Raw genomic sequence first — 23,918 nt, 5'->3', positions numbered from 1 at the left:
CCATAAGCGATGCGCGCCCGCGCGGCCATGATATGGGGCCATACGAGTGCGGGGGACACTTACTATCTTTTCGGACCCGAACCATGCTTTATCCGCAACTTTTCAAATCCATGGAAGCCGTGCGCTGGAATATGTCGACCGACATTCCATGGGATGACTTCGATGGCGCCAAGCTGTCCGATGAACAGGCGCGGACCATCAAAATGAATGCGATCACCGAGTGGGCGGCGCTGCCCGCGACGGAGATGTTCCTGCGCGACAACCACGGCGACAGCGATTTTTCCGCCTTCATGTCGGTCTGGTTCTTCGAGGAGCAGAAGCATTCCCTGGTGCTGATCGAATACCTGCGCCGCTTCCGGCCGGACCTGATGCCCACGGAAGAAGAGCTGCACAAAGTACGCTTCGAATTCGATCCCGCTCCGCCGCTGGAAACCCTGATGCTGCATTTCTGCGGCGAAATACGCCTGAACCACTGGTACCGCTGCGCCGCCAACTGGCATACCGAGCCGGTGATACAGGCCATCTACAAGACCATCTCGCAGGACGAAGCGCGTCATGCCGGCGCCTATCTGCAGTACATGCGCCGCGCGCTTTTCGATCGCGGCGAATCCACCCAGGCGCAGGCGCGCCTGGCATTCTCGAAGATCGGCATGCTGATGGCGTCGGCCGGCCGCACGCAGCAGGCCATGCACCCGACCAACCTGCATGTGAACAAGGCCCTGTTTCCCAACGACACGGTGCAGTGCCGCCTGCCGGAACCCGGCTGGCTGGAACGCTGGCTGGATACGCAGATCCGCTTCGACGGCGTCTGGGAAAAGAAGGTCGGCGACCGCATCCTGCATATTCTGTCCAGGCTGCTGGACCGCAGCTTCGAGTCGGTCAAGGACCTGAACCGCTATCGCAAGGAAATCATGTCGCTGATGGAGCGCGCGGGCGATACCGGCATGGCCGACGCGCGCGGGATGCCGTCCCTGGTCTTGGGCTGAAGCACGGCCCGGGCAGCGGGGGGCGCCGTGCGCGCGGCCGCACGGCGGCGGGGCGCGCCACGCAGACCTCGCGCGCGCCGGCACGCGCGCCCCGCGCGCATCGTTAAAATGCGCCCATGACAGCCCGCTTCGAATCCAAAATCCTGACCCCTCGGCAATGTGTGGACGCACTCGCCGACGGTCGTCTGCCGCGGCCGCTGGTGTTCACCAACGGCGTGTTCGATATCCTGCATCGCGGCCACGTCACCTATCTGGACGAAAGCGCCCAGTTGGGTGCCGCGCTGGTGGTGGCGATCAATACGGATGCGTCGGCGCGCAGGCTGGGCAAGGGGCCCGAACGCCCGCTCAACAGCCAGGAGGATCGTGCCGCGCTGCTGGCGGCCCTGGCTTGCGTGGACGCCGTTACGTTCTTCGATGAAGACACGCCCGAAGCCTTGATCGGGCTGCTGCGGCCCGACATCATCGTCAAGGGCGGCGACTACGATATGGAAAAGCTGCCGGAAACCGCCCTGGTGCGCAGCTGGGGCGGGCGGGCGGTGGCCGTGCCCTTCGAATTCCAGCGCTCTACGACGGCGCTGGTTCGCAAGATACAGGGCGGCTGAATGCCCCGGTAGCGGGACGGCCCGTGCTGCCTAGAACTTGAACTGGGACACCGTCGCGCCGCGCAGAGGCTTGATCACCGTTTCGAACAGGTTGACCGTCTCGAAGCTGGCCGCCGTCGTGCGCGTGATGCGGCAGGCAGTCATGACCGGGGCCGTCCCGACCACCACCACCATCCGGCCGCCGATGCGCAGCTGATACTTCAGGCCGTCCGGCACCACGGGCACGGAACCGGTAAGCAGGATGGCGTCGTATTCGGTCGTACCCCAGCCGTTGCGGCCGTCGCCCGTCTCGACCTTGACGTTGGCGACATTGTTCATCTGCAGATTCTGCTGCGCGAAGGCCGCCAGCCGGCTATCGATCTCGATCGAGGTGACCTGTTGGGCCAGGGCGCCCAGCAGGGCGGCCTGGTAGCCCGAGCCGGTGCCGATTTCCAGCACGGCGTCCGTCGGCGCCAGCAGCAGTTCCTGGGCGAGCCGTGCCTCGACCTTGGGGGCGAGCATGGTTTCGCGCGTATCCACCGCGTTGATCTGCAAGGGAATTTCCAGGTCGGAGAACGCCAGCGATCGCAGCGCGGGCGGCACGAAGAGCTCGCGGCGCACCTTGAAAAGGGCGGCCAGCACTTTCTCGTCCAGCACGTCCCAGGGGCGGATCTGCTGTTCCACCATGTTGAAGCGGGCTTGTTCGACGTCGGGCAGGGTTGAGGCGTTCATGACAGCGGAAAAAGAGTTCGGAGGCGAGGTAATTGTACCGATTTGCGTCCCGGGCCTACCACCACGCATGGAAATGATGTACCGGCCCGTGGCCCTTGCCGACGTCCAGCCGGTCCGCGTGGCGGATGGCCTCGGTCAGGTAGGCTTTGGCGCGGCGCGCCGCCTCCGGGATATCGCCGGTCTGCGGGATCAGCGCGGCCAGGGCCGCCGAGAGGGTGCAGCCGGTGCCGTGGGTATTGCGGGTGGCAAGGCGCGCCCCGGGAAGCTCGATCATGCGGTCGCCGTCATGCAGCAGGTCGATCGTGTCGTCGCCGGGCAGGTGGCCGCCTTTCACCATGACCCAGCGCTGTCCGTCGTGGGCCATTTTGTTGCGCAGGCGCTCGGCGACGCGGCGCATTTCCTTGACCGTCTCGACCGGTCTTTCGTCGAGCAGGACGCCGGCTTCGGGCAGATTGGGGGTAAGCAGGGTCGCCTGCGGCAGCAGCGCTTCGCGCAGCATGCCGATGGCGGTGCGTTCCAGCAGCAGATCCCCGCTCTTGGCCACCATGACCGGGTCCAGCACCACATGCGCGGGCCGCCAGCGCGCCAGTTTTTCGGCGACCACCTGGATCACGGGCTGCTGGCCCAGCATGCCGATCTTCACGGCGTCGATGCGCACGTCGGCAAACAGCGTGTCGATCTGCTGGCCGACGAATTCAGCCGGTACGGGCGCGACGTGGCTGACGCCCTGGGTGTTCTGCGCCGTCAAGGCGGCGATCACGGCGCAGCCGTAGGCACCGAGCGCGCTCATGGTCTTCACATCGGCCAGTACGCCGGCGCCGCCGGATGGGTCGACGCCGGCGATGGAAAGCGCGTTGGGGATCATCGCACCACGCCTTCCGTGGGCGAGGACGGCGAGGCGCTGTAGAGCTTCTTGGGCATGCGTCCGGCCAGGTAGGCTTCCCGGCCCGCCTCGACGGCCTTCTTCATGGCGCTGGCCATCAGGATGGGGTCTTTGGCGCCGGCGATGGCGGTATTCATCAGCACGCCTTCGCAGCCGAGTTCCATGGCAATGGCGGCGTCGGAAGCCGTGCCGACGCCGGCATCGACCAGGACCGGCACGCGTGCCTGATCCAGGATCAGGCGCAGGTTCCATGGGTTCAGGATACCCATGCCCGAACCGATCAGCGAGGCCAGCGGCATGACGGCGACCGCGCCCAGGTCTTCCAGCATGCGGGCCTGGATGGGGTCATCCGTGCAATACACCATGACCTTGAACCCATCCTTGACCAGGATTTCCGTGGCCTTGAGCGTTTCGGGCATGTTGGGAAACAGCGTGTGCGGGTCGCCCAGCACTTCCAGCTTGACCAGGTCGTGGCCGTCCAGCAGTTCGCGCGCCAAACGCAAGGTGCGCACCGCTTCGTCGGCCGTGTAGCAGCCGGCGGTGTTGGGCAGGTAGGTAAAGCGCGACGGCGGCACGAAATCCAGCAGGCTGGGTTCGTTGGCGTTCTGGCCCAGGTTGACGCGGCGGATGGCCACGGTGACGATCTCGCAGCCGCTGGCGTCCAGCGCCTGGCGGGTTTGCTCGAAATCCTTGTACTTGCCGGTACCGACGAGCAGGCGGGACCGGAACGTACGGCCGGCGACGGTGAAGGTATCTTGGGATGGCATGGCGGATGAGGAGTAACTGCCGTCGCCCGGATGGCGCGCGGCACACCCCCTCATGATAAAGCAGCGGGGCGGCAGCGGCGCTGCCTCGGCACTGCGACTTGACCGCATCGTGGCCAACCATGGGTTTTTGATCGATCAGCGCCGGACTGCCTCGGCGCTGGCCTCGCGGGCCCGATCCAGCGCCGCGCACAGCGTTTCCGCCGCGTCGATCAGGCGTGGGCCCGGGCGATACAGCACGTCCGCATCGATACCGATGACGCGGCCGGCCAGCGCCGCCGGCAGGCCGAGCGCGCGCCAGGCTTGCGTGGTGGCCGCCAGGCTGGCCGGGTCCGCCATGCCGGCGACGACGATGTCGGGGCGCGCCGCCAGCACGGCTTCCTGCGTGACCTGCGGTGCGGTGACCGGCGCGTCGGCGAACACATTGACGCCTCCGCACACGCGCAAGGCGTCGCTGACGATGCTGCTGCCGTTCAGTGTGTAGACGGGCTCGCGGCCTGCCTGGATGAAGACGCGCACCGGCGCGCGCCCGGCGTAGCGGGCCGCCAGCGCGTCGATGCGAGCCCGCAGCGATGCCGCTGCCGGTTCGGCGACCGCCTGCGTGCCGAACAGCACGCCCATGCGTTCGACGGCTTCCGGGATGTCGCGCAGGGTGCGCGGATCGCTGTAGTACACCGGGACGTTCAGTGCCCGCAGGACGGGCAGCAGAGGCGCGGCGCCACCCGGCAGCCAGGCGAGCACCAGGTCGGGGCGCAAGGCCGCGACCCGTTCCGGGTCGGGCGCCAGGCCGTCGCCGACGGACGCCAGCGCACGCGCCGGCGGCGGATAGTCGCTGCCGCGCGCCACGCCGACCAGCTTGCCGCCCGCGCCCGCGGCGTAGGCCAGTTCGGTGGCGTGCGGCGCCAGCGATATGGCGCGCTCGGCCGGGTGCGGCAGCTCGACGGTGCGGCCATCGTCGTCGCCGACCGAGATGGGGCCGACGGCGGCAGCTGTCGTCATCGCGGCCGTCGCCGCGGATGCCGGCACCGATGCGGCCGCCGCGAATGCCAGCAGCGCGGCCGTGACCGCTGTTGTACGGCTACGCGCACCCATCGCCGCGCCTTACATGCGCCAGGTCAGGTTGACGAAGGCATTCGAACCGGGCGTGTTGTAGCCGTTGGCCAAGGTGTACTCCTTGTCGAAGACGTTGTTCCAGCGGACCTGCATCTGCAGGCTGCGCGTCAGGTCGTAGGATGCCACCAGGTTATACAGCGTATACCCGCCCAGGCGGACCCCGCTGCCATCCAGCCGATTGCCGCTGGCATACATCTCCGCGCCCAGCAGCAGATCGCCGAAGCGGTGGTCGGCCGACAGCCGCAGCACCTTGCGCGCGCGTTGCGGCAGGCGGGTGTCTTCATCCGTATTGCGCGGATCGCTCAGGTCCAGGCTGGCGCGCAGCCGGGTGTTGCCGAGCTTTTTCATCCCCGTCAGCGTGACGCCTTCGAGCAGCGCATTCGACACGTTGACCGCCTGATACAGAAAGGGATTGTCGGCGGTCGGCTCGTTCAGGATCAGGTTCTTGACCCGGTTGTGATAGTAGGTCACCCCCAGTTCGGTGTCGTCGTCCTGGTAGCGCAGGCCGGCCTCGATATTGCGCGAGGTCTCCGGTTTCAGGTCGGGATTGCCGACGAAGCCGCCGTCGTTGGGCCAGTAAAGCTCGTTGAAGTTCGGCGCGCGAAAGCCCGTATTGGCACCCACCGTCGCGCGGATCGCGCGGGTGATGTCGTAGCCGTAAGTCAGGCCGCCGGTCGTGCGGTTGCCGAACTGCGAGTTGTCGTCGTTGCGCAGGCTGGCCTGTACATGGTGGGCGCCGAAGTCGCCCAGGTACACGCCGGTGAACGAGTTCACATGGCGGCTGGTCCGTGCATAGTCGCCGAACGTCACGGGGAAGGTGTTGAAATCGCCGATATCGCCGGCGACGCGCTGGTCCAGGTGTTCATAGGCCAGCGTCAGCTTCTGGTCTTTCGTGAGTTGCAGGTCGTTTTGCCACAGGTATTGGTTCTGGCGCGTGCGGAACGTGCTCTTGCCGCTGGGCGTGTCGAAGGGATTCTCGTCGGCGGGCGCGTTTTCGTTGCGGTTGCGGTCCAGCGTGCTGCCGACTCGCAGCGTGCTGGTCCAGGTATCCGTCAGCCGGTTCGTGCTGGTCAGCGAATAGCCCTGCAGGTCCTGGATGGACCGGTCGTTGAAATAGGGTTGGCCGTTGTCGTATCCGCCGTTCAGGTGGGTCTGATAGAACTGCGCCGTCAGTGTCTGGCCGCGCATCCATTCGTAGCCCAGCGAGCCGGCCACGTTGTTCTCGTAGTAGCTGTCCCGGTCCGGGTTATGCAGGAAATTCTTGCCGTTGGTCGCATCGAAGCCCCGGCTTTGCTGGTAGCCGCCGGACAGGCTGTAGGTCCACCCTTGCGCGGCGCCGGACAGGCCCGCGCTGTAGCTGCTGGTGCCGTAGGTGCCGCCGCCGACGGTCGTATAGGCCGATAGCGGGCGGTCCGCGTCGCGCTTGGTGATGATGTTGATCACGCCGCCCAGCGCGTCCGCGCCGTACAGGCTGCTGGCGGCGCCGCGCACGATTTCCACGCGGTCGATGCTGTTGGTCGGGATGGCGTTCAGCGCGGCCAGGCCGTTGGTGGCGTTGTTGACGCGCTGGCCGTCCACCAGCACCAGCGTCTGGTTGCTGTTGGCGCCGCGCATGAACAGGCTGGTGACCGTCTGCGGGCCGCCGTTGTTGGCGTACTCGATGCCGTGGGTGCGCGACAGGACTTCGGCCAGGCTGCTCTGGCCGGCGCTTTCCAGGGTGGCGCGGTCGATGACGCTGACATCGCCCAGTACGTCCTTCAGCGGTTCGGCCGACCGGGTCGCGGTGACGACGACGGTGTCGAGCTGGGCGACGGGCGGAGTGGCGGCGGGAGAGGGGCTCTGTTGGGCAGCGGCCCAGACGGGGGCCAGACAGGCGAACAGCCCGGCGCAGCGCCGGGTAAAGAGGGGCTTCATAGCGAGACCTGGTGATGACGCGCGACCCCGCACGTCGTTCAAGGGATCGGAAGACGGCGGCGCGAGCGCCTCGTGCCGTCCGTCTTCCCCGGACGAACCGGCCGGTATCGGGCTGTCCCGCCGTGCCGGCGATCCAGGGACGGATCGATGGCGGGCGAGATGACCGTTGCGGGGGCAGCACAGGCTGGGCATCCGTGCCGCGCGCTTCATGGGCGGCGGTCGCGATCCTTCCTGTTTCCCGTTTATCTTTCTCCACGCGGCGCGCCGAGGGCGCGCTGATGCGTCGAAAGCACCGGTTCGAGGGGGCGGAATTTATCACGGTCCCGCATTTCCGCGCGCTTTGTTACCATTCCAGGTTGCTTCTTTGCAATCCATCCCGCTTTCCACCAGGAACGCCCGTGTCGTCCTATCCTGCCCTGCCTTATCCCATCGACTCCTATACCCATGGCGCCGGCTTCGTGCGCGCCCTGGCCTCGCGCATCCTGATCCTGGACGGCGCGATGGGCACCATGATCCAGCGCTACAGGCTGTCGGAGGCGGACTTCCGTGGCGAGCGCTTCGCCGGACATGGCAAGGACCTGAAGGGCGACAACGAACTGTTGTCGCTGACGCGGCCGCAGGTGATCGCCGAAATCCATCGCCAGTACCTCGAAGCCGGCGCGGATGTCATCGAGACCAATACCTTCGGCGCAACGTCCATCGCCCAGGGCGACTATGACCTGCCCGAGCTGGCCTATGAAATGAACCTGGCCTCCGCCAGGCTGGCGCGCGAGGCCTGCGATGCCTACAGCACCCCCGACCGGCCGCGCTTCGTCGCCGGCGCGCTGGGGCCGCAGCCCAAGACCGCCTCGATATCGCCGGACGTGAACGACCCCGGCGCGCGCAACGTGACTTTCGACGAACTGCGCGCGGCCTACGTCGAGCAGTTGAACGGGTTGCTGGACGGCGGCATCGATGTGGTCCTGATCGAGACCATCTTCGACACCCTGAATGCCAAGGCGGCGATCTTCGCCGTCGAGGAAGTCTTCGAGCAGCGCGGCGTGCGCCTGCCGGTAATGATCTCCGGCACGGTCACCGACGCGTCGGGCCGCATCCTGTCGGGCCAGACGGTCGAGGCATTCTGGAATTCCGTGCGCCATGCGCGGCCCGTGACCATCGGGTTGAATTGCGCGCTGGGCGCGGCGCTGATGCGGCCCTATGTGGCCGAGCTGTCCAAGATCTGCGACACCTACGTGTGCGTCTACCCGAATGCCGGCCTGCCCAATCCCATGAGCGACACCGGCTTCGACGAGTCGCCCGAGGATACCTCCGGGCTGCTGGAGGAATTCGCGCGCGCCGGCCTGGTGAATATGGCCGGCGGCTGCTGCGGTACGACGCCGGACCACATCCGCGCCATCGCGCGCCGCGTGGTCGACCTGACGCCCCGCGCGGTGCCGCAGGTGCCGGTCAAGACGCGCCTGTCGGGCCTGGAGCCGCTGAACATCGACGAAGACACGCTGTTCGTCAACGTCGGCGAGCGCACCAATGTCACCGGCAGCAAGATGTTCGCCCGCCTGATCCGCGAGGAAAAATACGACGAGGCGCTGGCCGTGGCGCGCCAGCAGGTGGAAAACGGCGCGCAGATCATCGACATCAACATGGACGAGGCCATGCTGGATTCGGTGGCCTGCATGACGCGCTTCCTCAACCTGATCGCGTCCGAACCGGATATCGCACGCGTGCCGGTGATGATCGACAGCTCCAAGTGGGAAGTCATCGAAGCCGGGCTGAAGTGCGTGCAGGGCAAGCCGGTAGTCAACTCGATCTCCATGAAGGAAGGCATCGAGCCCTTCCTGCACCACGCGCGGCTGTGCCGGCGCTATGGCGCCGCCATGGTCGTCATGGCCTTCGACGAGCAGGGCCAGGCCGATACGCTGGAGCGGCGCAAGGAAATCTGCGGACGGGCCTATGACCTGCTGGTCAGGCAAGAGGGCTTCAATCCCGAAGACATCATCTTCGATCCCAATGTGTTCGCCGTCGCCACCGGCATAGAGGAACACAATCGCTACGCGCTCGACTTCATCGAAGGCGTCACCTGGATCCGCCAGAACCTGCCGCACGCGCGGCTGTCGGGCGGTATTTCGAACGTCAGTTTTTCCTTCCGCGGCAACGAGCCCATGCGGGAGGCCATCCATACGGTATTCCTGTACTACGCCATCCGCGAAGGCCTGACGATGGGCATCGTCAACGCCGGCCAGTTGGGCGTGTATGCCGATCTCGATCCCAAGCTGCGCGACCTCGTCGAGGACGTCATCCTCGACCGCGCCGAGCCGGTCGGCAAGACCGAGGCGGACGACGAGCGCACGCCCACGGAACGGCTGGTGCAGTTCGCCGAGACGGTCAAGGGCAGCGGCGCGCGGAAGGAAGAAGACCTGGCCTGGCGCGCGCAGCCGGTGGAACAGCGCCTGGCGCACGCGCTGGTGCATGGGATCACGACGTTCATCGTCGAGGACACGGAAGAGGTGCGCCAGCAGATCGCCGCGCGCGGCGGCCGGCCCATCGAGGTGATCGAAGGGCCGCTGATGGACGGCATGAATATCGTCGGCGACCTGTTCGGCGAGGGCAAGATGTTCCTGCCGCAGGTGGTGAAATCGGCGCGCGTGATGAAGCAGGCGGTGGCCCACCTGGTGCCTTTCATCGAGGAAGAAAAGCGCCAGATCGCGGCGGCCGGCGGCGACGTGCGCGCCAAGGGCAAGATGGTCATCGCCACGGTCAAGGGCGACGTGCACGACATCGGCAAGAACATCGTGTCGGTGGTCCTGCAGTGCAATAACTTCGAAGTCGTGAACATGGGCGTGATGGTGCCCTGCGCGCAGATCCTGGAAAAGGCCAAGGCGGAAAACGCCGACATCGTGGGCTTGTCCGGCCTGATCACCCCCAGCCTGGAGGAAATGGCCTACGTCGCCAGCGAGATGCAGCGCGACGACTATTTCCGCGAACGCAAGATCCCCTTGATGATCGGCGGCGCCACCACCAGCCGCGTGCATACCGCCGTGAAGATCGCGCCCAATTACGACGGGCCGGTCGTCTATACGCCGGACGCCAGCCGCGCGGTCGGGGTGGCGACCAACCTGGTCTCCGACCAGGCCGACGCCTACGTCGCCGAGTTGAAGCAGGAGTACGAAGACGTGCGCCGGCGCCATGCCAACCGCAAGGCCACGCCGCTGGTCTCGCTGGCCGAGGCGCGCGCCGCCCGGCCCGCCATCGATTGGTCCGGCTACGTACCGCCGCGGCCCAAGTACATCGGCCGCCGCACGTTCAAGCACTACGACCTGGCCGAGATCGCCACTTATATCGACTGGACGCCGTTCTTCCAGACCTGGAGCCTGTTCGGCCAGTTCCCGGCCATCCTGGACGACAAGGTGGTCGGCGAGCAGGCCCGCAAGGTCTACGCCGACGCCCAGGCCATGCTCAAGCGCATCGTCGAAGGCCGCTGGCTGACCGCCAACGGCGTGGTCGCCTTTTATCCCGCCAATCGCGTCAACGACGAAGACATCGAGATCTATGCCGACGAGAGCCGCTCGCGCGTGCTGTTCACCTGGCGCAACCTGCGCCAGCAGGGCGCCAAGCGGGAAGGGGTCAGCAACAAGTGCCTGGCCGACTACATCGCGCCCAGGGAGAGCGGCCTGGTGGACTACATCGGTGTGTTCGCGGTGACCGCCGGTCTGGGGATCGAAAAGAAGGAAGCGGAATTCGCCGCGGCCAACGACGACTATTCCAGCATCATGCTCAAGGCCCTGGCCGACCGCCTGGCCGAGGCATACACCGAGTGCCTGCACGCGCGCGTTCGGCGCGACCTGTGGGGCTACGCGGCCGGCGAGACGCTGGACAACGATGAATTGATCGCCGAGAAATACGTCGGCATCCGCCCCGCGCCCGGCTATCCCGCCTGCCCGGAACACGTCGTCAAGCGCGACATGTTCGACACCCTGGACGCGGCCGAGGTCGGTATCGATCTGACCGAGAGCTACGCCATGTTCCCGGCTTCCAGCGTCTGCGGTTTTTTCCTCAGCCACCCGGAATCGCAGTACTTCAATGTGGGGACCATAGGCGAGGACCAGTTGAAGGACTACATCGCCCGGAGCGGACGCGCGGAAGCGGACGTCAGGCGCACCCTGGCCCCCGTGCTGGGCTGACCGCGGCCGCTCAGCGGCCGGCCTGGCCGCGCCGGGCCGGCGCGGCGGCCGGCGCCGGCCGCGCGCCGCCCTGGCGCGCCAGGAATATGCCGGCCAGGATCAACGCCAGACCGACGGCGTGATAGGGTTGCGGGGCCACCCCCAGCATCACCACCGAGAGCAGCACCGTGAAAATGGGCGTCAGGTTCATGAAGAATATCGGCTGTTGCGGGCTCGTGCGCGACACCGCGGTCTGCCAGCAGAAGAAGGCCACCAGCGAAGGGAATATGCCGATATAGCCGACGATGGCGGCGGTTTTCCAGTCGATCGCCATGGGCGCATAGCCGCCCCAGGCATGCTCGGCCAGCATGAAAGGCAGGCTCCAGCCCAGGCCCGCCACGATCTGCGCGCAAAGCAGCACGTCCGTCGGCAAGCGCGACGGGTGGCGTTTCAGCAGCCAGGTATAGATGCTCCAGGCACACGTGCCGGCCAGCATGAACAGATCGCCCCGCACGAAATGAACGGCATCCAGGCCGTCCAGCCTGCCGCCCAGCATGACCCAGGCCACCCCCGCCACCGACAGGGCGGCGCCGCAGGCACTGCGCGCGCCGATGGCGGCGCCGAACAACAGGCGCCCCAGCAGCAGGATGAAGACAGGCGCGGACGAACCGATCAGCGAGGTATTGATCGGATTGGACGTGGTCAGGGCCAGGTACTGCAGGGCGTTGTAGCAGGTAATGCCCCAGAAGCCTCCGACGGCAATGGACCGCCATTCCGCGCGCAGGGCTGCCCGGTGTCGCGCCATGCGGCGGATCGCGAAAGGCAACAGCACCGCCAGCGCCATGGTCCAGCGCAGCACGTTCAGCGTGATGGGCGGTATCAGGCCGGCGGCCATCTTTCCCACGATGGCATTGCTGCCCCACAGGAACGGCGGCAGCAGCAGCGCCAGGAACAGCCGGACGTTCATCGCGCGCTCACCGTGAATTGGCCAGAACCAGATCGGCGAAGGCCTTGCCCTTGCCGATGATGTGCTCGCGCATGGCCTGCGCCGCGGCTTCGCCGTCGCCCGCGCGGATGGCGGCCACGATGGCTTCGTGTTCGGCGCACGAGACCCGCAGGCGGCCCGGTTGGTCGAAGACATTGCGGCGGAAGTTGGCCAGTCGCAGCCGGGCATCGGCGATCTCGTCGCGCACGATGGTGTTGCCGCTGCCCGCGTAGATCAGCCGGTGCAGCGCCAGGTTGGCTTCTTCGTAGCGCGGGCGGTCGTCGTTCGTGGCCAGCGCGCCCGCCCGGGCGTGCAGGGCGCCCAGCTCTTCGCGTTGCGCCACGGTCATGCGTTGCGCCGCCAGGCGCGCGGCCACGCCTTCCAGCTCGCCCAGGTATTCCAGCAGGGCGATCAGCTCGGCCGGGCCGGGCTTGTAGACGAAGGTCCCCGCGCGCGGAACGATGGCCACCAGCTTGCGGGCGGCCAGCATCAGGAGTGCCTCGCGTACCGGCGTGCGCGATACCTCGAAGCGTGCCGCCAGCGCCTTTTCGTCCAGCGGCATGCCCGGCGGGAGGGCGCCCTCGGCGATGTCGCGTTCGATCAGCGCCCGTATGCGCTCCGGGGTATTGACCGCCGCGGTAGGGTTTTGCTCCATGTTGATTATTTTAGACTCTGTACTCATAATTACCGAAGGCATACAAATAATTATTACGAGGAGACACGATGCGACGTACTCGAATGGCCGCGCTCGCGGCCGCAGCGGCCCTGCTTTCGATTTTCCTTGGCGCGCCCAGCCACGCCACCTATCCCGAACGTCCGATCCGCGTGGTCGTGCCGGTCCCGCCGGGAGGGATTATCGACCAAGTGGTCCGCATAATTACACCGCCCATGGCCGAAATGCTGAAGCAGTCCATCATCGTCGAAAACCGCGCGGGCGCCAGCGGCAATATCGCGGCATCCTATGTCGCGCGCTCGGCGCCGGATGGCTACACGGTGCTGGCGGGTTATTCCATGTTCCATGTGGGCAATCCGGTGATGTTCCACAAGCTGGACTGGGATCCCGTCAAGGACTTCGCGCCGGTTGCCATGCTGGTCTCGTCGCCGCACGTGATCGCCGTCAATCCCAAGCTGCCCGTCCACACCCTGAAGGAACTGGTCGATTACGCCCGGGCCCACCCCGGCGAACTGAACTACGCGACGTCCGGCAATGGCTCCGTGCCGCATATCGGCATGGAATTGTTCAAGCAGAAGACCGGCGTGCAGATCACGCACGTGCCCTACAAAGGCGCCGGCCCGGCGGTACAGGATGTTCTGAGCGGCAACGTGCAGATGACGGTAGCCACGCCGCCGTCGCTGGCCGGCTTCGTGACCACCGGGCGGCTGCGGCCGCTGGCCATCGCGGCCAAGTCGCGCATTCCGATGCTGCCCGATGTGCCCACGACGGCCGAAGCCGGTTTCCCGGGGTTCGAGCTGGAAGCCTGGGTTGCGCTGTTCGCCCCTGCCGGCACTCCCAAGGAAGCGGTGGCCGCCCTGAGCGATGCGGCGCGCAAGTCGCTGCAGACGTCCAAGGTCAAGGAGGCGCTGGCGGCCGCCGGCGTATCCGGCTGGTACCTGGATCCCGCGGGACTGGACCGGCAGGTGCGCGAGGACATTGATTACTGGCAGCCGGTCATCCGCAAGGCCAACATCATCGTCGAATAGCGGGCGCGACGCCCAGGGAGTCTATGCATGAATATCGATACCAACGACGCCAATGTCGTACGGGCCTCCAGGCTGGATTGCGGCGCCTTGAGCGATGCGCTGGATCGCCTGGGCATCGTGGGGCAGTGCTACAAGATCAAGCCTTGCGATCCGTCTTTTCGCCTGGCCGGACGCGCGTACACGGTGCTGTACGAACCCACCACCATCGAAACCGGCAATGTCGGGGAATACATGGACGACGTCCCGCCGGGACGGGTCATCGTCATCGATAACCGCGGCCGCGATGAAATGGGCACCTGGGGCAACATTCTGACCGAGCTGGCCCATCGCCGCGGCATGGCCGGCACGGTCATCGACGGCAATAACCGCGATGTCGCGCTGTGCCGTGAGCTGGGCTATCCGATCTTCAGCCATGACACGTGGATGCGCACCGGCAAGGGCCGTATCCAGCTGAAGGCGCTGGAAGTCCCGGTCATCGTCGGCGGCGTGGTGGTCAACCCGGGGGATATCCTGCGCGGCGACGCCGACGGCGTCGTGGTCCTGCCCAAGGTCAGGGAAGACGAGCTCCTGGATGTGGCCGAGCACATCGCCAGCCAGGAGAAACAGCTGCGCGATGCCATCCGCGGCGGGATGCGCATGGACGAGGCGCGCAAAAAATACCGTTACCACGACCTGCAGAGCCCCGCGTACGCCGGGGCGGCTCAACGATAAGGCCGCGCCCGGGCTGCGAACGGACGCCCCGCGGCGCGGGGCGATTACGCGGGGATCGCTCCCGCGTGCAGGCGTTGCGTACCGCGCCGGAGAACAGGCAGGGCGTGTAAGATACCGGACCATACAGGTACAAGATTCCTGCTTATCCTGGTATGTCGCACGCTTCGTCCTTGAACGCCCTATCCGCCGAAGGTGCCACGCTGCGGCGTCGTACCCTGGGCGATTTCATCCGCACCGCCCGGGCGCGCATCACGCCGCAGATGGCGGGCTTGCCCGCCGGATTGCGCCGCCGCACGCCCGGCCTGCGCCGCGAAGAGGTCGCCCAGCTGTGCGGCATCAGCGTCACCTGGTACACCTGGATCGAGCAGGGGAGGGAAGTGTCCGTCTCGCCCGCCGTCTGGGGCCGCATCGCCAGCGTCCTGCAATTGGCCCGCGCGGAACGCACCTATCTTTTCGAACTGGCCGAATGCGCGGATCCCCAGCATCCCCGCGACGAGCCGACGGGCGTGTCGGGCATCCTGGATGCCAGCGTGGAGGCGATCGATGCGCCGGCCTATGTACTGGATCGCGCCTGGAACGTGATGGCCTATAACGAACCGATGCGGGACCTGTTCGACAATTGGCCCGCCATCGACCCGGCTCCCAACCTGTTGCGCTATATCTTCCTGGATCCGGCCGCGCGCGGCCTGGTCGTCGACTGGGAACAGCGGGCACGCCGCGCCGTCGCCGAATTCCGCCATGACGCCGGGCCGCATCTGGACGAACAGGACGTCCGCGAACTGCTGGACCCGCTGCTGCGGGACAGCCCGGCCTTCGAGCACTGGTGGACGCGCCATGCGGTCGTCGAACGCGAAGGCGGGCTGCGGGAATTCCAGCATCCGCGGCAAGGACTGCTGCGCTTCCAGCAGGTAACGTTTCGCCTGGCCACGCATGCCGATCTTAAGCTGATCATGCTGCTTGCCGAGCCGGCCGACGGCGCGGCGGCGCAGCTTCAGCGGTGATGCGCGCCGGGGCGGGGCCCCGGCTTTTCGATACGCCGGATCAGATATCGATGCCCAGGGCCATCAGCGCCTGGAAGATGTCGGCCATGCCGTCCAGCGGTTCTCCGGATAGCGGCGGATTCGGCAAAGCGAAGATGACTTCGCGCAGCTTATCGACGCGCTGTGCCTGGCTGGGGCCGGCGAAACGGGCCCGTCCTCCTTCCAGCAGCAGCGTGCGTCCCAGCGGGCCGTGGTCGTAGCTGCCCGCCGCGAAAGAGGGCAGTACGCTATCGAAGTGTTTTGCCGGCGGTTCTTCCAAGCCGTCCACCCGGATATTGAAGTGCGGCAGCTTCAGGCTGCTTTCGGCCAGCTCGCCGAGTACTTCCGCGGGGGATTCGCCCCGCAGGGTGCGATCGATCGCCGTCTTGAACAGCGCGATGTCGTCCACGCGGTGGCCGGTCGCTGCCTTCAGGTAGCGATCCAGCAGCGCGCCGGCCGCGTCTTTTTCTTCCGCGCTCGCGGTTCGCGCATAGTGGGCCACCGCGGACAGGGTTTCCGCCACCCCCGGAACGGGCTTCCACTGTAGCGCCTGCCCAGCCGTGCAGATGGTGGGCATTTGATGACGTATCGCCGCAAGGGCAGGATGCTGCGGCGTGTCGCGCAGGTCCGGGACGCTGCTGCTGTAGGCACTGGCTGCCTCGTCCCGCCTGAAGCGGTAGATGATCGATGGGATCTCGCGTCGCCCGGCCGGCGGCGCGGAGGCTGACCGTTGCCGGCCTGTGACGAGCCGTGGCGTGCCTATGGCGCTGTTTCTTTCCGTTTGGTCCAGGCTGGCTGGAAAGTAGGAATGGGTGAACACGGAAATGCTTTGCATGGAAGAGCTCCTTGGAAGACGCGACATGGCACCGGAGTGCTAGGTGTCACCTCTCCGTCGGGAATTCCTGCGTGCGCACCGGCATCGCCGCTTTCTCAGCGGCGTCAGTCCTCGTAGCGGGTCAAAACGCCGTCGCGCCACACATACAGCATCGCCGACAGGCCATAGGGCGAGCGCGCCATGATATGCGCCGCGATATTCCGTATGCGATTCTGGCCGTGGCGGTCTTTCGTCCCGCACACCAGCAGTTCCTCGCGCGCGGGAATCGCCAGTACCGGATCGCCTTCGATCTCTACACGGTCGCGCCAGTCATCGACCAGGAACGCCAGGCTGGCGTCGTAGTTGCCGTCCAGGCGCACGCCATAGCAGCCATCCTCGCCCTCGATGGTCAATTGCGGCAGCAGGCGGCGCAGGTTGTCCCGCGCCAGCGGCATCATGGCCTCGCGCGCCACTTCCAGGCCGGCCAGGTGGTCCGGCGAGACATAGCTCATGGCATCGGGACGGTCTTCCACATAGACCGTCATCAATTCGTCGGCAAGCGGTTCGGCGACGAAGCGATCGCCATTGCCGGCGCCGGCCGCCTGCAATTGCCGTGTGCTGGACGAAAGCCACATCCTGGTCTTGATCACCGGCAGGATCGCGGCGCGGCGCGTGGCCGCGTCCGGCTTGGCCGCCGCCGGCGCGGCGTCCAGATGCGCGGCCAGGATGGCCTCCAGATCGGCCGGCGCCTTGGTATAGGCGGTGTAGGCGTTGCCCAGCGATTGCATGACCTGCTGCCCATCCGGCAGCGACCAGCGGACCTGCACGTCTTCGCCCGCGGTGTCCGCCTCGACACTGACGCCTTCCTTGGGAAAGCGCGCCTGCGCGGCGTCGGCGTAGGCTTGCGCGAACTGGCCGGCATCGAGCGTGCGCGATGTCCGCGGGGTCAAGAAGCGTTTCAATAGACTCATCGCATTTCCATCGGCGGCCGGCCCGGCCGCCGTGCTTTCACAAACGTGGTTATCAGGTCTGATGGTAGATTTCGGAGCCCTTGCGCACGAACTCCACCGCTTTTTCCTGCATGCCCTTCTTCAGCGCTTCCTGTTCGGCCACGCCCTGGCTGGCGGCGTAGTCGCGCACGTCCTGCGTAATCTTCATGCTGCAGAAATGCGGGCCGCACATCGAGCAGAAATGGGCCACCTTCATGGAGTCCTTGGGCAGGGTCTCGTCATGGAAGTCCTTGGCCGTGTCGGGATCCAGTCCCAGGTTGAACTGGTCGTCCCAGCGGAACTCGAAGCGCGCCTTCGACAGGGCGTTGTCGCGGATCGCCGCGCCGGGATGGCCCTTGGCGAGGTCGGCGGCGTGGGCGGCGATTTTGTAGGTGATGATGCCGTCCTTGACGTCCTTCTTGTTGGGCAGGCCCAGGTGCTCCTTGGGCGTCACATAGCACAGCATGGCGGTGCCGTACCAGCCGATCAGCGCGGCGCCGATGCCGGAGGTGATGTGGTCGTAGCCGGGCGCGATGTCGGTCGTCAGCGGGCCCAGCGTGTAGAACGGGGCCTCATGACAGTGCTCCAGCTGCAGGTCCATGTTTTCCTTGATCATCTGCATGGGCACGTGGCCCGGGCCTTCGATCATGACCTGCACGTCGTGCTTCCACGCCACCTGCGTCAGCTCTCCCAGCGTCTTCAGTTCGGCGAACTGCGCTTCGTCGTTGGCGTCGTAGGCCGAGCCCGGACGCAGCCCGTCGCCCAGCGAGAAGCTGACGTCGTAGGCCTTCATGATTTCGCAGATTTCCTCGAAACGCTCGTACAGGAAGCTTTCGCGGTGGTGCGCCAGGCACCACTTCGCCATGATCGAACCGCCGCGCGAGACGATGCCCGTCATGCGGTCCGCCGTCATGGGGATGAAGGGCAGGCGCACGCCGGCGTGGATGGTGAAGTAATCCACGCCCTGTTCGGCCTGCTCGATCAACGTATCGCGGAAGATCTCCCAAGTCAGGTCCTCGGCCTTGCCGTCGACCTTTTCCAGCGCCTGGTAGATCGGCACGGTACCGATGGGCACCGGCGAATTGCGCACGATCCATTCGCGCGTTTCGTGGATATGCTTGCCCGTGGACAGGTCCATGACGGTATCGCCGCCCCAGCGGATCGCCCAGGTCATTTTCTCGACCTCTTCGCCGATGCCCGAGCTGACCGCGGAGTTGCCGATATTGGCGTTGATCTTGACCAGGAAGTTGCGCCCGATGGCCATGGGCTCCAGCTCGGGGTGGTTGATATTGGCCGGGATGATGGCGCGGCCGCGCGCCACTTCATCGCGCACGAATTCCGGCGTGATGGACGACGGGATGGCCGCGCCGAACGACTGGCCCGGATGCTGGCGCAGCATGCGCTTGACCAGCTTTTCGCCTTCCGGGCCGCTGGCGCGCAACGATTCCAGGTATTGCTCGCGGCGCAGGTTCTCGCGGATGGCGACGAATTCCATTTCCGGCGTGACGATGCCGCGGCGCGCGTAATGCATCTGCGTGACGTTCGCGCCGGCCTGGGCGCGGCGCGGCGGGCGCTGCAGGTCGAAACGCATGGCCGTTAGCTTGGGGTCGGTCAGCCGCTCGCGGCCGTAGGCGCTGGAGGGGCCGGACAACACTTCGGTGTCCTTGCGTTCTTCTATCCAGCCACGGCGCAGTTCGGGCAGGCCGCGGCGGATGTCGATCTTGACCGTGGGGTCGGTGTAGGGGCCGCTGGTGTCGTAGACCGTCAGCGGCGGGTTCTTTTCGCCGCCGAACATGGTGGGCGTGTCGTGCTGCTCGATTTCGCGGAACGGCACGCGGATGTCCGGGCGCGAACCCTGCTGATAGACTTTGCGGGACTTGGGCAGCGGGGCTACCGCGGCGGCGTCGACGGCGGCCGTGGCGGCCAGGAATTTCGGGTTGGCGTTCATGGAAGCTCCAAGCGAGGGTTTGGAGCCGAATAGGGTCGGATTCCGGCGGTTTCCGCCGGAACGCTCCCAGCATCGGCATTATCCGTACTGGTACGAAGGGACTCTCTCAACCTCTGGTTCCGGGTGCCGCCATTTTCGAAAGAATCCGGCGGAACCGCAGTCGGACCGTGAAGTACCCCTGCGTGCACGCGACAGTATAGACAACATGTCGGGGACATTACATCTGGAAGCAGTCTGCGTTATGCCGCGCCTTGCGTCCCCTGTACACTTTTTTCGCAACCTCCACCAATAAGGAAAAGCTGTTATGCACATCAAATTCCGTACGATCGCACCCGTGGTATTGATGGCTACGGTCCTTCTGGCGGGTTGCCAGACGCCTGGCAACAAGGCCGGTGGGACCGCGTCCACGCAATCCGGTGGAACCACGACGCCAGCGGGCGGCACGCCGCCCGGTACCGCGCCCGGCACACCCGCGCCCTCGACCGCCCCCGTGGCGTCGTCGGTCGGCTTCTATATCGCGCAAACGGAGGCCGGGCCCAATCTCATGGAGGTCAAGCTCAGCGATGCCACGGTTTACGTGCAGCCGCAGCCCGTGCTCACGCGCGCCGACCTGACCGAAGCGGCGGCCCTGGTCGATCGCCAGGGGCAGAATTTCGTCGGCCTGCGCTTCACCCCGGAAGGCGCGCGCAAGCTCGCCCAGGTCAGTTCGCAGAACGTCGGCAAGCTGCTGGTGCTGGTCATCAATGGCCAATTGGTCGCCGCGCCGCGCATCGCCGAACCGTTGAATCGCGGCGTGCTGGCCTTCGGCGTGGATACCGCGCAAACGGCGACCGAGATCGCGGCCCGCGTGCGCGGCGATGCGCCGGCTGCCTCGGGCAGCGGCACGCCGGCGGTGCCTCCGGCATCTGACCGGTCCGCCCCCGCGTCGGGTACCGCGGCACCCGCCCGCTGAAGCCCGCGTCCTGGGGCGGGCCCCAGGACGCGCGGCAAATCATCGCGCCCCGGCGTCACGCGCCGCGGCGCGATTTTTTTCGCGCCAGGTGTGCGATGTTTTTACGCGGCGCGCGCGATTTGCTTCTGTCCGTCGTGCGCGATGGGGCCATCCGACGGTGGGTATCCGACGGTGGGTATCCGCCGGGCAGGTCGGTTTCCGGGATCACTCGCCGCGGCGCGTCTTGCTTTTGGATTTGAGCGGCGCGTAGTTGCTGTGGCAGGCTTCGATGAAGGCGGCCACCATGTTTTCCAGATGGCGCTTGTCGCGCGCGGTCAGGGTTTCGTAGCGGCCGCGCGGGATGTGCTGGAAGGGCCAGTCCGCATCCTTGCGGGCGTCGCCGAACATGCCGTGCGCGCCATCTTCCATCAGGGCGTAGCGCTGTCCGCCGGTGGGGTTCGCGTAAACGTCGGCGGGACGTTCCATCGGCCCCTTGCCGGTGTCCAGCCACTGCGCTTCGACACCCAGCGCCGCCGCCAGCTTGAACAGCGCCCTGCTGGATTTGCGTTCGCCGCTTTCGTAGCTGGCGACCGCGCTTTGCGACAGGCCCGCCAGACGCGCCACTTCGGCCTGCGTGTATCCGCGCAGTGAACGAGCGTGCCTCAAACGGTCTGAAAATTTCTTCACGGACCGATTGAAGCTTGCACCGTTGCCACGTTGGTGTTTATATAAATCACATTCGTGGTTTTGTCGTGTGCAGGAGAAAGAACATGATGGATTACCGGGACGTCATCGTGCTGCAGGACGCGCGGGCGGTAAGAGACAACCTGGCGCAGGAGCTGGCCAGGCGGGACTTCACGGTGCGCTCGTGCGGCAGCCTGGCCGGCCTTCGGCATCTGTACGCCGCGCAACCTTCGCCCCTGATCGTGCTTACCGGCGAATCGGACGACCTCGCCTGCGATGCGCAAAGCGTCCGCATGGCGGCGCCCACTGCCATTGTCATTGCGCTGGGCACCGCGGCCGACACGGCGTGGCGCATGCACGTCATGGCAGCGGGCGCGGATGCCTGCCACGCCGCATCGATCGATATCGCCGAACTTACCGCCATCCTGTTGTCCTGGGGCCGGCAAGCCACGCGCGCCTACCGCGCGCAACCGCAACTGTCTGGCAACGCTGCCGAGCGCCCGTCCCGTCGTCCCGTGGACCACATGGAATCCGTGCCACGAGCCGGGCCGGCCCGCGTCGACGTCGCGCAGGCGCCCGCTCAACCGGCGTCCTGCCACGATGGCGGCGCCAGGGGACCCCGGCATCCTCGGGATGCCGGGCATCGGTCGTCTCCCCTCGGCGCCATGCAGCGAGCGGGCAGCCCTGGCGCAGGCTGGAACCTGGATGCAAGCTGCCGCGTGCTCATATGTCCTGGCGGCCGCACCTTATTGCTGACCGTGGCGGAAAACGGCTTTCTCATGCGTATCGCATCCAGCGAGGCCCAGTTGGCGCGTCGCGGGCGCCGCGCCTCGACGGGCCAGGACGCGCGGATCGGCGAGCCCTCCGGGCCGGAATTGGACCCGCGCAGCATGGACGTCCTGGTGTCGCGGTTGCGCCGCAAGGCGCGGCTCGCCGGCATCGAACTGCCCTTGTTGGCGGTGCGGGGCTGCGGCTATCTGTTTGCGGAGCCATTGGCGGCAAGTCCGTCATCGTTACGCTCCTCCGTCATGGTGCCCGGCGTTCCCGGCATGCCGCGATCTACGCCAAGACACCTTCCACTCGCGGATTCCGGCGCACGCATGTTGGCGACACGGCTGCTTGCCGCGTGATTGCACGTAAGCTTCCTGCATCCGGGTTCTCCGAAAGGGTCCGTTTTCTCAATCCCCGACCCGATCCCAGCCGCGGTTGACGGATGTCCGGTTCAGGCATCGGCGGTTCACCCATCGGCAGGCCTCTTTCCTGTCGGCAGTACATCTCAAGTCGTTCATTTACAGGTCACTTGTCTACAGGTCGTGCATCTGCAAGTCGTTCACCTACCCGCAGTTCACCTGTTCGTCGTCGCCCACCTGTCGTTCACCCAGCGGCAGTTTCTTTATTCCCGGTTCGTTCCAATTCTGTTCGCTATCGCGCGTCGGCACTGTGCGGTCCATCCCGCGCGCGACTCCCCCGTCGGTTTCACGGCGGCCCAGTCCTGCTTGACGCGCGGGAAGGGTGTATGCGGCCTATGGTACCGACGCGCCACACCCATAAAGCACAAATCCCTACCGGCGATATTGCCCGGTAGGGATTTGCAAGGCCGTCCGTTTGCGCTTACTTGGCTGCCTGCACCATGTATTCCACGGCGGCCCGGATATCGGCGTCCGACGCGTTGGCCGCGCCGCCCTTGGGCGGCATCGCGCCCTTGCCCGTGATCGCCGTCTTGACCATGGTGTCGAGGCCCGTCTGGATGTATTTGTCCCAGTCGGCCTTGCTACCGAACTTCGGCGCGCCTGCTACCCCGGTGCCATGGCAGGCGAAGCAGGTTGTCTTATAGAGCTTTTCGCCCGCGGGGTTCACCGCCGCCTGCTGGGCGGGCGCCGGTGCCGGCGCCTGTGCCTGTGCGGCAGGAGCGGGGGCCGGCGTGGCTGGAGCCGCAGCCGCTGCCACAGCGGGGGCGGGTGCAGGAGCGGGTGCGGCGGCCTGGCCCTGGTTCGCGGCGGGTTGGGCGGGCGCTTCGGGTTCCTTGAAGTTGCCGCCCGACTTATTGGCCATGAAAACCACGGCGCGTTCGACTTCGTAGTCGCTCAGCGAGGGGTTGCCACCCTTGGGCGGCATGGCGCCCTTGCCGTGCAGGGCGATGTTGAACATCGTTTCCAGCCCTTCCTTTATGCGGGGCGCCCAGGCGGCGTTGTCGCCGACTTTCGGCGCGCCGGCCACGCCCGCCGTATGGCAGGACGTACAGACGGAACTGAAAACCTGTTCGCCGGTCTTAAAGACCTTGGGCGCGTTGGCATCGACCAGGTCGAAACCCGCGACGGGGGCAATGCGCTTGTCGATGGCTTCCGGTGTCAAGGCGTTGGACCCCGCACCGCTGCGGCCGTAGGAGGCCACCATATTGACGAGCATCAGGATGATGATGATCGGCACTAGAAAGGCCAGAACCACCGTGACGATCAACTGCTTCGGGGTCTTGATGAGTGAGGCGTGTTCTTCTACGTGTTCCTGCTCTTTGCTCATAACCTAATCCTGCTGTCGGGTACCGGGGCGCCTGGGGCGGATAAAGTACTACGGACTTGCGGAGACCTCCTCAGCTCTCCGCCTGCACGCGTGCAAACGCTGGATTATATAACGCGGGGTGATGCCCCTTTGGCCGACGGCGTGCCGTCACGCCCGGCCGCCCTCGTCGCGGCGCAGCAATCGAGATGGGCCGCCGGATGCCGGCGTGCATTTCCGCTCGGTGCATGGGCGCCGTTGCGCCGCCAGGGGCGTCCCGACCGGCATCCGGCCGGCGTCCCGGGCGCAGTAAGATCCGGGGCTGCGAGGGGCTGGGCGCGGGGCGAATCCAGGCAGGCCGCGCGGCGAAATGACGCCCGCCGGCAGTCGGCCAAGCGCGTAATCCTGTTTTGGGTACAATACTGCCTCTTCGCGCCCGTAGTTCAATGGATAGAATGAGAGTTTCCGAAGCTCTTGATACAGGTTCGATTCCTGTCGGGCGCGCCAAGAAATCAA

Annotated in this window: 20 protein-coding genes and 1 tRNA gene; 9 read left to right on the top strand and 12 right to left on the bottom strand. The window is 66.3% G+C overall.

Annotated elements, in window-relative coordinates; genetic code table 11:
- The first annotated feature begins 83 nt into the window (after window positions 1-83).
- Window positions 84-986 carry a ferritin gene (locus CAL28_RS26065; RefSeq protein ID WP_094844003.1) on the top strand — a complete coding sequence of 301 codons (903 nt, stop codon included), beginning with the start codon at window positions 84-86 and terminating at the stop codon, window positions 984-986.
- A gap of 116 nt (window positions 987-1,102) precedes the next feature.
- A complete protein-coding gene (rfaE2, locus tag CAL28_RS26060) occupies window positions 1,103-1,588 on the top strand; it encodes a D-glycero-beta-D-manno-heptose 1-phosphate adenylyltransferase (protein ID WP_094844002.1) in 486 nt (161 codons plus the stop codon).
- Between the two features lie 30 nt (window positions 1,589-1,618).
- Here the strand turns inward: rfaE2 and CAL28_RS26055 are convergent, their stop codons facing one another.
- From CAL28_RS26055 to CAL28_RS26035, 5 genes are all read right to left on the bottom strand, one after another.
- Window positions 1,619-2,299 carry a protein-L-isoaspartate O-methyltransferase family protein gene (locus CAL28_RS26055; protein WP_094844001.1) on the bottom strand — a complete coding sequence of 227 codons (681 nt, stop codon included), beginning with the start codon at window positions 2,297-2,299 and terminating at the stop codon, window positions 1,619-1,621.
- Between the two features lie 55 nt (window positions 2,300-2,354).
- Window positions 2,355-3,164, bottom strand: coding sequence for a bifunctional hydroxymethylpyrimidine kinase/phosphomethylpyrimidine kinase (gene thiD / locus CAL28_RS26050; protein WP_094844000.1), 810 nt, complete (start codon window positions 3,162-3,164; stop codon window positions 2,355-2,357).
- Entirely contained in the window at window positions 3,161-3,949 is a 789-nt protein-coding gene (locus tag CAL28_RS26045) for a thiazole synthase (protein WP_094843999.1), read from the bottom strand. Before CAL28_RS26045 ends, thiD begins: the two co-directional genes overlap by 4 nt.
- Window positions 3,950-4,084: 135 nt before the next feature.
- Window positions 4,085-5,038 (bottom strand): cobalamin-binding protein, encoded by a 954-nt coding sequence (locus CAL28_RS26040; protein WP_094843998.1) that lies wholly within the window; start codon window positions 5,036-5,038, stop codon window positions 4,085-4,087.
- A 9-nt stretch (window positions 5,039-5,047) separates the two neighbouring features.
- Window positions 5,048-6,973, bottom strand: coding sequence for a TonB-dependent receptor domain-containing protein (locus CAL28_RS26035; RefSeq protein ID WP_094843997.1), 1,926 nt, complete (start codon window positions 6,971-6,973; stop codon window positions 5,048-5,050).
- Between the two features lie 398 nt (window positions 6,974-7,371).
- Here CAL28_RS26035 and metH point away from each other — a divergent pair, with 398 nt between their 5' ends.
- A complete protein-coding gene (gene metH / locus CAL28_RS26030) occupies window positions 7,372-11,148 on the top strand; it encodes a methionine synthase (RefSeq protein ID WP_254926236.1) in 3,777 nt (1,258 codons plus the stop codon).
- 10 nt (window positions 11,149-11,158) lie between these two features.
- Here metH and CAL28_RS26025 read toward each other — a convergent pair whose 3' ends face one another.
- Complete coding sequence (locus CAL28_RS26025) at window positions 11,159-12,094, bottom strand: DMT family transporter (RefSeq protein ID WP_094843995.1); 936 nt, start codon at window positions 12,092-12,094, stop codon at window positions 11,159-11,161.
- A gap of 7 nt (window positions 12,095-12,101) precedes the next feature.
- On the bottom strand, window positions 12,102-12,767 hold the full coding sequence (locus CAL28_RS26020; RefSeq protein WP_094843994.1) for a GntR family transcriptional regulator: 666 nt from the start codon (window positions 12,765-12,767) through the stop codon (window positions 12,102-12,104).
- Window positions 12,768-12,835: 68 nt separating this feature from the next.
- On the opposite strand from CAL28_RS26020, the gene CAL28_RS26015 reads away from it, so the two are divergent.
- The 3 genes from CAL28_RS26015 to CAL28_RS26005 all read left to right on the top strand — a co-directional run bounded on the left by CAL28_RS26015 (window position 12,836) and on the right by CAL28_RS26005 (window position 15,525).
- On the top strand, window positions 12,836-13,813 hold the full coding sequence (locus CAL28_RS26015) for a Bug family tripartite tricarboxylate transporter substrate binding protein (RefSeq protein ID WP_094843993.1): 978 nt from the start codon (window positions 12,836-12,838) through the stop codon (window positions 13,811-13,813).
- 27 nt (window positions 13,814-13,840) lie between these two features.
- Window positions 13,841-14,524 (top strand): RraA family protein, encoded by a 684-nt coding sequence (locus CAL28_RS26010; RefSeq protein ID WP_094843992.1) that lies wholly within the window; start codon window positions 13,841-13,843, stop codon window positions 14,522-14,524.
- A gap of 152 nt (window positions 14,525-14,676) precedes the next feature.
- On the top strand, window positions 14,677-15,525 hold the full coding sequence (locus tag CAL28_RS26005; RefSeq protein WP_094843991.1) for a helix-turn-helix transcriptional regulator: 849 nt from the start codon (window positions 14,677-14,679) through the stop codon (window positions 15,523-15,525).
- A gap of 40 nt (window positions 15,526-15,565) precedes the next feature.
- Here the strand turns inward: CAL28_RS26005 and CAL28_RS26000 are convergent, their stop codons facing one another.
- The 3 genes from CAL28_RS26000 to thiC form a co-directional block, all read right to left on the bottom strand.
- Window positions 15,566-16,378, bottom strand: a complete 813-nt coding sequence (locus tag CAL28_RS26000; protein WP_094843990.1) for a hypothetical protein — start codon at window positions 16,376-16,378, stop codon at window positions 15,566-15,568.
- A 104-nt stretch (window positions 16,379-16,482) separates the two neighbouring features.
- The gene (locus CAL28_RS25995) at window positions 16,483-17,328 is read right to left on the bottom strand and encodes a hypothetical protein (RefSeq protein ID WP_094843989.1); all 846 of its coding nucleotides are present in this window, start codon (window positions 17,326-17,328) and stop codon (window positions 16,483-16,485) included.
- Window positions 17,329-17,380: 52 nt separating this feature from the next.
- Complete coding sequence (thiC, locus tag CAL28_RS25990; protein ID WP_094843988.1) at window positions 17,381-19,294, bottom strand: phosphomethylpyrimidine synthase ThiC; 1,914 nt, start codon at window positions 19,292-19,294, stop codon at window positions 17,381-17,383.
- Window positions 19,295-19,598: 304 nt separating this feature from the next.
- Here thiC and CAL28_RS25985 point away from each other — a divergent pair, with 304 nt between their 5' ends.
- Window positions 19,599-20,246: a SecDF P1 head subdomain-containing protein gene (locus tag CAL28_RS25985; protein WP_094843987.1), complete on the top strand. Its 648-nt coding sequence runs from the start codon at window positions 19,599-19,601 to the stop codon at window positions 20,244-20,246.
- A gap of 204 nt (window positions 20,247-20,450) precedes the next feature.
- Here the strand turns inward: CAL28_RS25985 and CAL28_RS25980 are convergent, their stop codons facing one another.
- Window positions 20,451-20,912 (bottom strand): helix-turn-helix domain-containing protein, encoded by a 462-nt coding sequence (locus CAL28_RS25980; protein ID WP_094843986.1) that lies wholly within the window; start codon window positions 20,910-20,912, stop codon window positions 20,451-20,453.
- An 83-nt stretch (window positions 20,913-20,995) separates the two neighbouring features.
- Between CAL28_RS25980 and CAL28_RS25975 the strand changes: the two genes are divergently transcribed.
- Window positions 20,996-22,039 carry a helix-turn-helix domain-containing protein gene (locus CAL28_RS25975; protein ID WP_094843985.1) on the top strand — a complete coding sequence of 348 codons (1,044 nt, stop codon included), beginning with the start codon at window positions 20,996-20,998 and terminating at the stop codon, window positions 22,037-22,039.
- 481 nt (window positions 22,040-22,520) lie between these two features.
- Here the strand turns inward: CAL28_RS25975 and CAL28_RS25970 are convergent, their stop codons facing one another.
- A complete protein-coding gene (locus CAL28_RS25970; RefSeq protein ID WP_094843984.1) occupies window positions 22,521-23,426 on the bottom strand; it encodes a c-type cytochrome in 906 nt (301 codons plus the stop codon).
- A gap of 408 nt (window positions 23,427-23,834) precedes the next feature.
- On the opposite strand from CAL28_RS25970, the gene CAL28_RS25965 reads away from it, so the two are divergent.
- A tRNA-Arg gene (locus tag CAL28_RS25965) sits at window positions 23,835-23,909 on the top strand.
- The last annotated feature ends 9 nt before the right edge of the window (window positions 23,910-23,918 follow it).

This window comes from Bordetella genomosp. 11 (assembly GCF_002261215.1).
Classification (GTDB): Bacteria; Pseudomonadota; Gammaproteobacteria; order Burkholderiales; family Burkholderiaceae_B; genus Bordetella_C.
Note: the sequence above shows the minus strand (reverse complement) of the source record. Positions and strands in the feature narration are given on the sequence as shown.